Raw genomic sequence first — 13463 nt, 5'->3', positions numbered from 1 at the left:
TTTGTGCATGGTTAATGTGACCCAATTGGCCGCGCCGCTCGACGTCGGCGGCGTGAGTATCCGCAATCGCGTGTTCCTCGCGCCGATGTCCGGCATTACGGACCAGCCGTTCCGGCAGCGCGCCCATGCGCATGGCGCGGGCCTTGTCGTGTCCGAAATGGTGGCCAGCGGCGAACTCGCCAAGGGCCGGGCCGGCTTCGACCTGCGCATACGTCATTCCGGCCTGCCCGTCCATATGGTGCAGCTTGCCGGCCGCGAGGCGATCCATATGGCCGAAGGCGCGCGTATGGCCGCGGGCGAGGGCGCCGATATCATCGACATCAACATGGGCTGCCCGGCCAAGAAGGTCACCGGCGGTTATGCCGGCTCGGCATTGATGCTGGACCTCGACCATGCGCTCTCGCTGGTCGAAGCCGTGGTCGGCGCGGTCAAGGTGCCGGTCACGGTCAAGATGCGGTTGGGCTGGGACGAGGGCGCACTTAACGCGCCGACGCTCGCACGCCGTGCCGAGCAGGCCGGCGTCAGCATGGTCACCGTGCATGGCCGCACGCGCTGCCAGTTCTACCAGGGCAAGGCCGACTGGCGCGCGATTGCCCGCGTCAAGGAAGCCGTATCGATCCCGGTGGTCGCCAATGGCGATGTCTGTTCCTCGGCCGAGGCCGCCGCGATCCTCGATCTATCCGGCGCCGATGCAGTGATGGTCGGCCGTGCGCATTACGGCGCGCCCTGGATCGCCGGCGGCATCGCAGCCGCGGCCGCAGGCGAAATGGCGGTTGGCGTGCCGCAAGATCCCACGGCGCTGGCCGACTATGTCGTCGCCCACTACGAGGACATGCTGGCACTTTATGGCGTCGAGAGCGGCTTGCGGCAGGCGCGCAAGCACCTGGGCTGGTATCTCGATCGCCATGCCGTCGCCGACGACAGCCGGAAGGCAATATTGACCGCGTTTGAACCGCCACGCGTCATTGCCTTGCTGCGGGATGTGTTTTCGCGCGATCCGCAACCCTTGAACCTGCGGAGCGCCGCATGAACGCCACCGCTGGCCAGGGCATTGAAATGACCGATGCCGCGCAGATCGTGCTCAACACCATCCGCCGCCCGGTGATCATGATCAGCGAGGAAGGGTTCATCACCTTCGCCAACGCCGATGCAGAGGACTTCTTCCGCTCCAGCGCCACCATGCTGGCGCGCAACACCCTGTCCAAGCTCATTCCCTTCGGCAGCCCGCTGCTGACGCTGGTCGACCAGGTGCGCGAGCGCCGGGCTCCGGTCAATGAGTACAGGGTCGATGTGTCGTCGCCACGCCTCGGCATCGAGAAGGTCGTCGATCTCTATGTCGCGCCGGTGCCCGAGTTTCCCGGCTCCGTCGTGGTGATGTTCCAGGAACGGTCGATGGCCGACAAGATCGACCGGCAGATGACCCATCGCGGCGCCGCGCGCTCGGTGACCGGCCTGGCGGCGATGCTCGCCCATGAGATCAAGAACCCGCTCTCGGGCATAAGGGGCGCGGCCCAGCTGCTCGAACTGTCCGCGTCCGACGAGGATCGCGCGCTGACGCGGCTGATCACCGACGAGACGGACCGCATCGTCTCCCTGGTCGATCGCATGGAGGTGTTTTCCGACGAGCGGCCGATCGATCGCTACCCCGTCAACATCCATGTCGTGCTCGACCATGTAAAGGCTATCGCCAAGAACGGTTTTGCGAAAAGAATCAAGATCTTGGAGGACTATGATCCATCATTGCCTCCGGTCTTCGCCAACCGCGACCAGTTGATCCAGGTGTTCCTCAACCTGGTCAAGAATGCCGCCGAGGCGATCGGCAGCGACCCGCAGGGCGAGATCGTGCTTTCGACGGCGTTCCGGCCCGGCATTCGCGTTTCGGTTCCGGGCACGCAGGACCGCGTGTCGCTGCCGCTGGAATTTTGCGTGCGCGACAATGGCTCCGGCGTCTCGGAAGATATCCTGCCGATCCTGTTCGACCCCTTCATCACCACCAAGCCGAACGGCTCGGGGCTGGGGCTTGCACTGGTCGCCAAGATCGTCGGCGAACATGGCGGCATCATCGAATGCGAATCGACGCCGCGTGCCACCACGTTTCGCATTTTGATGCCCGCCTGGAAGGAAACCCAGTTCGGTGCCGATGAAGACGGCGAAGGAGACCGCAAATGACCGTTCGCGGCAATATTCTCGTCGCCGACGACGATGCGGCGATTCGCACCGTGCTCAACCAGGCGCTCTCCCGCGTCGGCCACGAGGTGCGCGTCACCTCCAACGCCTCGACATTGTGGCGCTGGGTGGCGGCGGGCGAGGGCGATCTGGTGATCACCGACGTGGTCATGCCGGACGAGAACGCCTTCGACATGCTGCCGCGAATCAAGAAGGCGCGGCCGGAACTGCCCGTCATCGTCATGAGCGCCCAGAATACCTTCATGACGGCGATCCGTGCATCCGAAACCGGCGCTTACGAATATCTGCCGAAGCCCTTCGATCTGACCGAGCTCCTCAACATCGTCAACCGCGCGCTGTCGGAGCCGCGGCGGCCGAAGATCGATGCGCGGCCCGAAGAACAGCCCGACGCGATGCCGCTGGTCGGACGCTCGGCGGCCATGCAGGACATCTACCGCATGCTGGCGCGCATGATGCAGACCGACCTGACGGTGATGATCTCCGGCGAATCGGGCACCGGCAAGGAACTTGTGGCGCGCGCGCTGCATGAATATGGCCGCCGTCGCGGCGGCCCGTTCGTTGCCATCAACATGGCGGCGATCCCGCGCGACCTGATCGAATCGGAACTGTTCGGGCACGAGAAGGGTGCTTTCACCGGCGCCCAGAACCGCTCCACCGGCCGCTTCGAGCAGGCCGAGGGCGGCACGCTGTTCCTCGACGAGATCGGCGACATGCCGATGGAAGCGCAGACGCGCCTGCTGCGTGTGCTTCAGCAGGGCGAGTACACGACCGTTGGCGGCCGCACGCCGATCAAGACCGATGTGCGCATCGTCGCCGCCACCAACAAGGATCTGCGTACGCTGATCAACCAGGGACTGTTCCGCGAGGATCTGTTCTACCGCCTCAACGTCGTGCCGCTCAGGCTGCCGGCGTTGCGCGAGCGCTCGGAGGATGTGCCCGATCTCGTGCGCCATTTCTTCAAGCTCGGCGAGATGGAAGGGCTGCAGACCAAGCGCATCTCGTCCGGCGGCATCGAGCTGATGAAGCGCTATCCCTGGCCGGGCAATGTGCGCGAACTGGAGAATCTCGTCCGCAGGCTCGCCGCGCTCTATTCGCAAGACGAGATTTCGGCCGAGATCATCGAGGCCGAGCTCAAGACCGGCGAGCGTCCCGTGGTACCGGATGGCGGCAACCTCATTCCCGACGACCTGTCGATCGGCCAGGCCGTGGAGCACTTCCTGCAGCGCTATTTCGCCTCGTTTGCCGGTGAATTGCCGCCCGCTGGCCTTTACCAGCGCATTCTGTCCGAAGTCGAATATCCGCTGGTCCTGGCCTCGATGACGGCAACGCGCGGCAACCAGATCAAGGCGGCGGAACTGCTGGGGCTCAACCGCAACACGCTGCGCAAGAAGATTCGCGAACTGGGCGTGAATGTCTACAAATCATCGCGCCCGGGCTGAGCGCTGATCTGACGCGGCCTTTTCAGGGGACGGAACGGCGAAAGATTCCCGTCGTTGTCACACTTGTTGCATAATCGCCACAATGCGTTGCATAGATCGGACGCAATCATTGGCTCCAAACGGCGACATGACTCCGCAGGCACCGAACCTCAACAAGCCGCTTTTCAGCGAACGTGGCACGCGCGACGGACGTCGCTTGCTGGCGCTGCCCGGCGTGGTGGCGGTCGTCGGCGCGCTGATCATGGCGGCCATCTCCTTCACCATCCTGGTCGGGGCGACGCCAATCGCGCCCGACGCCAGGACGACTTGGGCGCTGATCGCGCTCAACGCGGTCTTCGTGCTCTTCCTCATCACGTTGGTTGCACGCGAGGTGCATCGCATCGTCATGGCGCGCCGGCATGGCAAGGCGGCCTCGCGGCTGCATGTGCGCATCGTCGCCATGTTCGCGCTTGTCGCCGCCATTCCGGCCATCATGGTGGCGATCATCGCCTCGATCACACTCGATATCGGCCTTGATCGCTGGTTCGAGATCCGCACCAAGACGATCGTCAATTCCTCGCTGTCTATCGCCGATGCCTATGTTCAGGAGAATGCCCGCAATCTGCAGGGCACGACACTGTCGATGGCCTATGACCTCGATGCGTCGCGCACGCTCTACGGCCTTGATCGCACGGGCTTTCTCGACCTCATGAGCAAGGAGGCCGTGGGCCGCTCGCTGGCTCATGCTGCGCTGATCAGGTCCGACGGCTCGTTCGTCATGAGCGCCAAGACCGATGCCGATTTCGCCATGCCGGAACCGCCGGAAGGCTCCGTCAGCGGCGCCACCGACGGCAGGCCGGTGCTCATCGAGCCGCGTACCCGCAACATCATGGGCGCCATCGTCAAGCTGCGTGAGATCGAGGGCATGTACCTCTACACCATCCGCTTGGTGGACCCGGAGGTGATCAAGGCGAGGCAGATCGTCAGGTCCAATACGGACGAGTATCGCAATCTCGAAGACAACAGGCGCACCTCGCAGGTGGCTTTCGCGCTGCCTTACCTGTCGCTGACGCTGATCATCATCCTGTCCGCGATCTGGACCGGTATTGCCGTCGCCGACCGTCTGGTGCGCCCCATCCGCCAGCTCATCGGTGCCGCCGACGAGGTGGCGACCGGCAATCTCGACGTCGCGGTCGCCGTCAGGCCCTCGGACGGCGATGTCGCCTCGCTTGGCGACACCTTCAACAAGATGCTGCTGGAATTGAAATCGCAACGCAACGAGATCCTGTCGGCAAAGGATCTGATCGACGAGCGGCGGCGCTTTTCGGAAGCGGTGCTGGCCGGCGTCACCGCCGGGGTCATCGGCGTCGATCCCTTCGGCATCGTCACCATCGTCAACCGTTCGGCCGAATCGATGCTGGCCATCTCCGCCAGCGCCGCACTGGGACAAAACCTCTCCGCCATTCTGCCGCATGTCGGCCGCGTCTTCGAGATCGGCCGCCAGTCGGGCAAGCCGGTCTATCGCGAGCAGGTGACATTCTTCCGCGCCGGCACCGAGCGCACCTTCAACGTGCAGATCACCGTCGAGGCTGGCGATGACGGCTCGGAGGAGAAATCCTACGTCGTGACGGTCGACGACATCACCGACCTGGTGCAGGCGCAGCGTTCTTCCGCCTGGGCCGACGTGGCGCGGCGCATCGCCCACGAGATCAAGAACCCGCTGACGCCCATCCAGCTTTCCGCCGAGCGCATCAAGCGCCGCTATGGCAAGGTCATCACCGAGGACCGCGAGGTTTTCGACCAGTGCACCGACACCATCATCCGGCAGGTCGAGGACATCGGCCGCATGGTCGACGAGTTCTCGGCTTTCGCGCGCATGCCCAAACCCGAGATGAAGGCCATCGACTTGCGCGAATCACTGCGCGAGGCTTCGTTCCTGGTCGAAGTCAGCCGCGCCGACATCACCTTCGAGCGGATCTTCGGCAATGAGCCGCTCAAGGGCACTTTCGACAGCCGGCTGATGGCGCAGGCTTTCGGCAATGTGATCAAGAATGCCGCCGAGGCGATCGACGGATCGGAACAAACGGACGGTTCGCACGGCATAATCCGGATTCAAGCCGCCCGTCAGAATGGCGCGATCAGAATCGACGTCATCGACAATGGCAAAGGCCTGCCGCGCGAGAATCGCCAACGACTGCTCGAGCCCTATATGACCACACGCGAGAAGGGTACCGGGCTTGGTCTCGCTATCGTCAAGAAGATCGTGGAGGACCATGGCGGCAAGCTGGAACTCCATGATGCGCCTGCGGACTTCCATGGCGGGCGCGGCGCGATGATCAGCATCATCCTGCCGCCCGCCGCGGCCGCACCATCGCGTGGTGAAGCCAGGACGGAACACGAAAGAGAAACTGAAAAGGTCGGTAATGGCGTCTGATATTCTCATCGTCGATGACGAGGAAGACATCCGCGAGCTCGTCGCAGGCATCCTGAGCGACGAAGGTCACGAAACCCGTACGGCATTCGATGCCGACAGTGCGCTGGCTGCCATAGCTGATCGCGCGCCGAGGCTGATTTTCCTCGACATCTGGCTGCAGGGCTCGCGTCTCGACGGGCTGGCGCTGCTCGACGAGATCAAGACCATGCATCCCACCCTGCCGGTGGTGATGATCTCCGGCCACGGCAACATCGAAACGGCGGTCTCCGCCATCCGCCGCGGCGCCTATGACTTCATCGAGAAGCCGTTCAAGGCCGACAGGCTGATCCTCATTGCCGAGCGTGCGCTCGAGACCTCGAAATTGCGGCGCGAGGTTTCCGACCTCAAGCTGCGCAGCGGCGAAACTTTCGACCTGATCGGCATGTCGTCGGCGATGAGCCAGCTGCGCCAGACCATCGAGCGCGTCGCGCCGACTAACAGCCGCGTCATGATCATCGGCCCCTCGGGCTCGGGCAAGGAACTGGCCGCACGCGCCATTCACACGCTGTCGGCGCGCAAGGGCGCGCCGTTCGTGACGCTGAGCGCCGCCAACATCACGCCCGAACGCATGGAGATCGAGCTGTTCGGCACCGAATCCAACGGTGTCGAACGCAAGGTCGGCGCGCTCGAGGAGGCCCATCGCGGCATCCTCTATATCGACGAAGTGGCCGACATGCCGCGCGAGACGCAGAACAAGATCCTGCGCGTGCTGGTCGAGCAGCAGTTCGAGCGGGTAGGGGGCACCAAGCGGGTCAAGGTCGATGTGCGCATCATTTCCTCGACCTCGCAGAACCTCGAGGCGATGATCGCCGACGGCCGCTTCCGCGAGGATCTCTATCATCGCCTGGCGGTGGTTCCGGTCACGGTGCCGGGGCTGGCCGAGCGGCGCGAGGATATTCCCTATCTGGTCGACAATTTCATGAAGCAGATCGCCCGCCAGGCAGGCATCAAGCCGCGCCGCATCGGCGACGACGCGCTGGCCGTGCTCCAGGCGCACAACTGGCCGGGCAACGTTCGGCAGCTGCGCAACAATGTCGAGCGTTTGATGATCCTGGCGCGCGGCGACGATGTCGATGCGCCGATCACCGCTGACCTTTTGCCCGCCGAGATCGGCGATGTCATGCCGCGCACGCCGAATCAGTCCGACCAGCACATCATGGCGCTGCCGCTGCGCGAGGCGCGCGAACAGTTCGAGAAGGACTATCTGATCGCGCAGATCAACCGGTTTGGCGGCAATATCTCGAAGACCGCCGAATTCATCGGCATGGAGCGCTCCGCCTTGCACCGTAAGCTGAAATCGCTGGGCGTCTGACGAACGACGTCCATTCAGCCGCCTGGGCCAAGCATTTGCCGGTTACGGCGACGCCGGAATCGCATAAGAAACCGTTTCGAAATTCGCTCTGGCGCAGTCAGATGGCCGCCGGAGTAGAATTGCCAAACGGTTTTCAGAAGCCCGAGAGTTATCCCAGGGGTTGCCAATGCCGCGCATTGCTTATGTCAACGGGCGCTACGTCCCCCATGCGGACGCTTCCGTGCATATCGAGGACCGTGGCTATCAATTCGCCGACGGTGTCTACGAGGTCTGCGAGGTGGCGCGCGGCTTCATCGTCGACATGCCGCGCCACCTTGCCCGGCTCAACCGCTCGCTGGCCGAGCTGTCGATCGCCTGGCCGGTCACACGCAACGTGCTGCCGCTCATCCTGCGCGAGGTGGTCGACCGCAATCATGTCGTCAACGGCCTGGTCTATGTCCAGGTGACGCGCGGCGTCGCCAGCCGAGATTTTGTCTTTCCTTCGGCGGACACCAAACCGGCTTTGGTGGTGACCGCCAGGAAGGCGGACCCGGCGGCCGGCGCCAAGCGGGCCGAGAGCGGTATCGCCGTCATCACCGTGCCGGAGAATCGCTGGGACCGCGTCGACATCAAGAGCGTCGGGCTGTTGCCCAACGTGCTGGCCAAGCAGAAGGCCAAGGAGGCCGGTGCGCAGGAAGCCTGGTTCGTGGATGCCGACGGCAACGTCAAGGAAGGCGGCTCGTCGAACGCCTGGATCGTCACCAGGGACGGCGTCCTGGTCACCAGGCCGGCCGACCATGGCATCCTGCGCGGCATCACCCGCACCACCATGTTCGAAGTGGCGGCAAAGCTTGGTTTGAAGATCGAGGAGCGCGGTTTTTCCATCGCCGAGGCCAAGGCGGCACGCGAGGCGTTCATCAGCTCCGCGACGACGATTGCCATGCCTGTCGTGACCATTGACGGCGATCCGATCGCCAACGGCCACCCCGGCTCAATAACACTTTCGTTGCGGCAAGCCTTTTTTGACATTGCGGAAAAAAGTCCAGCCTGATAACCGCTCAGGTGGAATGAACATCAATATATCTCGTTCTGCTTGTCGTTACTGACGGCAAGACGGTGTTTGCGTGCTTGACATGTGCCGGCTAATTTGGCGCATTGGCTGCAAACCGAAGGGGATCGGCGAAAGACAAGAACAATGGCGGAACGATCGCAAAACCTTCAGGACCTGTTCCTGAATTCAGTTCGCAAGAGCAAGAACCCGCTCACCATCTTCCTCATCAACGGCGTGAAGCTGACCGGCGTGGTCACTTCGTTCGACAATTTTTGTGTGCTGCTGCGCCGTGACGGTCACTCCCAGCTCGTCTACAAACACGCCATTTCCACGATCATGCCGAGCCAGCCGGTTCAAATGTTCGATGGCGAGGAAAGCCAGGGCGCCTGATTGGCACGTGAGAAGGACGCGGACGCTACGGTTCGCGGAAAACCAACCCATCATCCCGGGACGGAAGCCGACGGTCCGACCCGGGCCGTCGTCATTGTGCCGGTGCTTACCCGCCAGCATCGCGGCGACGACGAGACCAATCGTCCGCGGCTGACGCGTTCGGCCGATGCGCGCCATGACGAGGCGGTCGGCCTCGCCCGCGCCATCAACCTCGATCCGGTCCATACGGCGGTCGTGACCGTCAACGACCCGCGGCCGGCGACCTTGCTCGGCAGCGGCAAGGTCGAGGAGTTCGCCGAAATCGTCAGGGAGCGCCACGCGGAGCTGGTCATCGTCGACCACCCGCTGACGCCGGTACAGCAGCGCAACCTCGAGAAAGAGCTGAACGCCAAGGTGCTGGATCGCACCGGGCTGATCCTCGAAATCTTCGGCGAGCGTGCCCGCACCAAGGAAGGCACGCTGCAGGTCGAGCTTGCCCATCTCAACTACCAGAAGGGGCGCCTCGTTCGCAGCTGGACCCACCTTGAGCGCCAGCGCGGCGGCGCCGGCTTTCTCGGCGGTCCCGGCGAAACCCAGATCGAGTCCGACCGGCGGCAGTTGCAGGAAAAGATCATCAAGCTGAAGCACGAGCTGGAGACCGTGCGCCGCACGCGCGACCTGCACCGCGCCAAGCGCAAGAAGGTGCCGTTCCCGGTGGTGGCGATCGTCGGCTACACCAATGCCGGCAAGTCGACGCTGTTCAACAGGCTGACCGGAGCGGACGTGCTGGCGCAGGACATGCTGTTCGCCACGCTCGACCCGACGCTTCGCCGCGTGCGCCTGCCGCATGGCACGCCAATCATCCTCTCGGACACGGTCGGCTTTATTTCGGATCTGCCGACGCATCTGATCGCGGCTTTCCGCGCCACGCTGGAAGAGGTGGTCGAGGCCGATCTCGTCATCCATCTGCGCGATATTTCGGACCCCGACACGGCGGCGCAGGCCGAGGACGTCGAGCGCATCCTGGCCGACCTCGGTGTCGATGCCGGTGACGCAAAGCGCGTCATCGAGGTCTGGAACAAGATCGACCAGCTCGACGAAGGCAACAGGAGCCGGCTGCTTACCCCCGATATGGCAAAGGGCGGCGCTGCCGGCAGCAAGGGCCCACCGATCGCGGTATCGGCCGTGACCGGCGAGGGTATCGATGCGCTGAAGGCGATCATCGAGACACGGATGGCAGGCGAGCTGGAGGACCTGACGGTGACGATCGAGCCGGCGCAGTTCGGTCTTGTCGACTGGCTCTACCGCAATGGCGACATCGTTTCGCGAACCGACAATGAAGACGGCAGCGCCACGATCTCGCTCAAGGCTACGCACAGCGCCCGCGAAGAGATCGAAAGCAGATTGCGCCGCAAAAACAACGGCTAGCCCCCAGTAATTCCAGGAAAAGTGTAGAACGGTTTTCCGTCTGGAATTGCCGCTATAGGCTCATTTCGCGCTTTTTGCTTCCTGCCAGAGTGCTTCCATCTCGGGTAGGGTCGCCTTCTCCAGCGTGCTGCCGGATTTATCCAGGGCCTGCTCGACATAGTGGAAGCGCGACCGGAATTTTTCGTTGGTGCCGCTGAGCGCCGCTTCCGAATCGAGCTTGAGGTGACGGCCGAGATTGACGACCGCAAACAGCATGTCGCCGAACTCGTCCTTGATCGACGCCGTGTCGCCCTTGGCCAGCGCCTCGCGCAGCTCGCCGATCTCTTCCTCGATCTTGTCGAGGATGGGCGCCGCCTCGCTCCAGTCGAAGCCGACACGGGCGGCTTTTTCCTGAAGTTTCAGCGCCCGCGTCAGCGCGGGCAGGGCGACCGGAACGCTGTCCAGGAACCCCCTGCCATTGTCTTCCGGGTCGAGGCCGCGCGCCAGGCGGGCGTCTCGTTTCTCGGCCTTCTCCTGCGCCTTGATCTTCTCCCACATGCCCTTGGCCATGCCGGCGCCACGCGCCTTCTCGTCGCCGAAGACATGCGGATGGCGGCGGATCATCTTGGTGGTGATTGCCTGGACCACATCCGGAAAGGCGAACGCGCCGGCCTCCTCGGCCATCTGTGCGTGGTAGACGACCTGCAACAGGAGATCGCCGAGCTCGTCGCGCAGATCGTCGAGGTCGCCGCGCGCGATGGCATCCGCCACCTCATATGCTTCCTCGATCGTATAGGGGGCGATGGTCGCGAAATCCTGCTCGATGTCCCATGGACAGCCGGTCTTCGGCGCACGCAGCGCCGCCATGATCTCGATCAGGCGTGAAATGTCTTTCGATGGCGTCATCTAGAGCTATTCCAGGAAAAGTGTGAAACGGTTTTCCGTCCGGAATTGCGTCAAAACGGAGAGCTAGAACGGTTCTGTGTTTTCGCGAAAACACAGAACCGCTCTATTGGATGCTACCCTGCCGCCGGTCTCGCGGCCAACGCCGTCAGCCGGCGAGGGCGCCTTGTCCACAGCTGAGCCGCTTCAGTCGAGCACGGAAACGATCGCCTTGGCGAGGTCGTCCATGCCGTCCTCCGGCAGGCCGGCGACATTGATGCGGCTGTCGCCGACCATGTAGATGCCATGCTCGGCACGCAGCCGCTCGACTTGCGCTTCCGTGAGGCCAAGCCGCGAGAACATGCCGCGATGGCTGGCGACGAAGTCGAAGCGGTCGGAATTGGACTGCCGGCGCAGCGCCTCGGCGAACTGGACACGCAGCCTCAGCATGCGCAGGCGCATCTCTTCGAGCTCGGCTTCCCAGTCGGCGCGCAAGTCGGCGTCTTCCAGCACGATGCGCACCGCCGCGGCTCCATGGTCCGGCGGCATCGAATACATGGCGCGCGCTGCCGACAGCATCTGGCCCATCGCTACATCGGCCTGGGCGCCATCCTTGGCCAGCACCATCGCCGCGCCGACGCGGTCGCGGTAAACGGCAAAGTTCTTCGAGCAGCTCGACGCGACGACCATTTCCGGAACCTTCGCGGCCAGCAGCCGCAAGCCCAGCGCGTCGGCCTCGAGGCCATCGCCAAAGCCCTGATAGGCAATGTCGACGAACGGCAGCAGGCCGCGCTCGACGACCAGGCCGGTGACGGCCTCCCATTGGGCCATGTCCAGATTGGCGCCGGTCGGGTTGTGGCAGCAGCCATGCAGCAGCACCACATCGCCGCTATTGGCCGTCCGCAGCGCCGCCAGCATATCGTCGAAGCGCACAGCGCCCGACGCGGCATCGAAATAGGGATATTCACGGATCTGCAGGCCGGCGGCGCGCATCACCGGCATATGGTTTGGCCAGGTCGGGTCCGACAGCCAGACCGTTGCATCCGAACGCGTCCGCCTGAGCAATTCCGCCACCAGCCGCAGCGCGCCTGAGCCGCCCGGCGCCTGTGCCGCCCGGATGCGCGTCATGTCCGCGCCGGGGCCGAAGGCGAGCTTGGCCATCACCGTGTTGAAGCCGGTATCCCCGGCAAGGCCGAGATAGGTCTTGGTGTCCTGGCCTTGCAGCAGCCGCCTCTCGGCCTCGCGCACGGCGCGCATCACCGGCGTCTTGCCGTCGCGGTCCTTGTAGACGCCAACGCCGAGGTCGACCTTGTTGGGGCGCGGATCGGCGCGATAGAGGCCGATCAGGGCAAGGATCTTGTCGGTGGGAGCTGGCTGCAGGTCTTCGAACATTACTATGGTTCCGTTGGCGCGGCGGATTGATACTGAAATCGAGCCCGCTTCACCAGCGGTTTCGGTTAAAAACAAAGGCAAAAGTGACATTTGGCGATGCCACTTGTTGCGACGGGAGATCGGCATCGGACAAACAGGACGGTTGCCCGGTTTTGCCGGTGAGGCGAGGGCTGCCGAGAACGATACCCCCAGGCGGACCCAACGAAAAATTGGCAGGGGACCGGATTAAAATCCCCACATGCTCCGTAAACAGGGCATGAAACGCTCGATGCCACGCTTTGACATCATTGGACAGCTCGGCTCGCTGCGACGCTACGCCCGTTCGCTGACGCGCGACGGCGCGGACGCCGAGGATCTGGTGCATGACGCGCTGGTGCGCGCCTATGAGCGGCGCGGCACGTTCCGCTCCGGCGGCAATTTGCGCGGCTGGCTGCTGTCGATCGTCCACAACACGTTCATCGACCGCATGCGCTCGCGCCGCTCCGAAGCCGCACGCATCGAACAGGCCGGATATCTGGCCGACGGCAGCACGCCGGCGCCGCAGGAGCATTCGGTGCGCCTGGCGCAGGTGCGCGACGCCTTTTTCAGCCTGCCGGAAGAGCAGCGTTCGGCGCTGCATCTGGTCGCCATCGAGGGCCTTTCCTATCAACAGGCGGCCGATGCTATCGGGGTGCCGCTGGGAACGCTGATGTCACGTATTGGCAGGGCCCGGGCAGCGCTTCGTCAGATGGAAGACGCAGCCCCGGCGCGCGGCAAAAATCATCTCAGGATCGTGGGAGGCGAGTCATGACGACCGCTGCAGTCGACCCCGTCACCGACATCGATCTCGACGCCTATGTCGACGACCAGATCGACGTCACCCGCCGCATCGAGGTCGAGGCATTTCTGTCGGCCCGTCCGGAAGCGGCGGCGCGCGTGATGTCTGACCTGCGGACCCGCGACGAGCTGCGCGTGGCGCTTGCCGGCTCCAAGCGCATGGCGCGGCCGGCGACG

At 63.9% G+C, this 13463-nt stretch carries 11 protein-coding genes and 1 pseudogene; 10 read left to right on the top strand and 2 right to left on the bottom strand.

Annotated elements, in window-relative coordinates; genetic code table 11:
* Nucleotides 1-7 precede the first annotated feature (7 nt).
* From dusB to hflX, 8 genes are all read left to right on the top strand, one after another.
* A complete protein-coding gene (dusB, locus tag X743_RS140580; RefSeq protein ID WP_031258649.1) occupies nt 8-1030 on the top strand; it encodes a tRNA dihydrouridine synthase DusB in 1023 nt (340 codons plus the stop codon).
* On the top strand, nt 1027-2169 hold the full coding sequence (locus tag X743_RS140585; protein ID WP_013895631.1) for a nitrogen regulation protein NR(II): 1143 nt from the start codon (nt 1027-1029) through the stop codon (nt 2167-2169). Before dusB ends, X743_RS140585 begins: the two co-directional genes overlap by 4 nt.
* Complete coding sequence (ntrC, locus tag X743_RS140590; RefSeq protein ID WP_013895630.1) at nt 2166-3626, top strand: nitrogen regulation protein NR(I); 1461 nt, start codon at nt 2166-2168, stop codon at nt 3624-3626. The genes X743_RS140585 and ntrC overlap by 4 nt, the downstream gene beginning before the upstream one ends.
* A 127-nt stretch (nt 3627-3753) precedes the next feature.
* On the top strand, nt 3754-6039 hold the full coding sequence (locus tag X743_RS140595; RefSeq protein ID WP_023768849.1) for a PAS domain-containing sensor histidine kinase: 2286 nt from the start codon (nt 3754-3756) through the stop codon (nt 6037-6039).
* Nucleotides 6029-7390, top strand: a complete 1362-nt coding sequence (locus X743_RS140600) for a sigma-54 dependent transcriptional regulator (RefSeq protein ID WP_023768848.1) — start codon at nt 6029-6031, stop codon at nt 7388-7390. The genes X743_RS140595 and X743_RS140600 overlap by 11 nt, the downstream gene beginning before the upstream one ends.
* 166 nt (nt 7391-7556) lie before the next feature.
* Nucleotides 7557-8420, top strand: coding sequence for a D-amino-acid transaminase (locus tag X743_RS140605; RefSeq protein WP_023768847.1), 864 nt, complete (start codon nt 7557-7559; stop codon nt 8418-8420).
* Between the two features lie 144 nt (nt 8421-8564).
* Nucleotides 8565-8810: an RNA chaperone Hfq gene (gene hfq / locus X743_RS140610; protein ID WP_006202172.1), complete on the top strand. Its 246-nt coding sequence runs from the start codon at nt 8565-8567 to the stop codon at nt 8808-8810.
* Nucleotides 8811-10217 carry a GTPase HflX gene (hflX, locus tag X743_RS140615; RefSeq protein WP_023768846.1) on the top strand — a complete coding sequence of 469 codons (1407 nt, stop codon included), beginning with the start codon at nt 8811-8813 and terminating at the stop codon, nt 10215-10217. It abuts the gene before it with no gap.
* A 60-nt stretch (nt 10218-10277) separates the two neighbouring features.
* On the opposite strand, the gene mazG is transcribed toward hflX, so the two are convergent.
* Both mazG and X743_RS140625 read right to left on the bottom strand, forming a co-directional pair.
* A complete protein-coding gene (gene mazG, locus X743_RS140620) occupies nt 10278-11102 on the bottom strand; it encodes a nucleoside triphosphate pyrophosphohydrolase (protein WP_023768845.1) in 825 nt (274 codons plus the stop codon).
* Nucleotides 11103-11285: 183 nt separating this feature from the next.
* The gene (locus X743_RS140625; RefSeq protein WP_023768844.1) at nt 11286-12470 is read right to left on the bottom strand and encodes an amino acid aminotransferase; all 1185 of its coding nucleotides are present in this window, start codon (nt 12468-12470) and stop codon (nt 11286-11288) included.
* A gap of 268 nt (nt 12471-12738) precedes the next feature.
* On the opposite strand from X743_RS140625, the gene X743_RS140630 reads away from it, so the two are divergent.
* Nucleotides 12739-13260: a sigma-70 family RNA polymerase sigma factor gene (locus tag X743_RS140630; RefSeq protein ID WP_245264335.1), complete on the top strand. Its 522-nt coding sequence runs from the start codon at nt 12739-12741 to the stop codon at nt 13258-13260.
* Nucleotides 13257-13463, top strand: a pseudogene (locus X743_RS0137340) (anti-sigma factor); the annotation flags it as partial. The gene X743_RS140630 and the pseudogene X743_RS0137340, both read left to right, overlap by 4 nt.

The organism is Mesorhizobium sp. LNHC232B00 (assembly GCF_000502435.1).
Lineage (GTDB): Bacteria > Pseudomonadota > Alphaproteobacteria > Rhizobiales > Rhizobiaceae > Mesorhizobium > Mesorhizobium opportunistum.
This window is presented reverse-complemented; position numbering and strand designations above follow the sequence as displayed.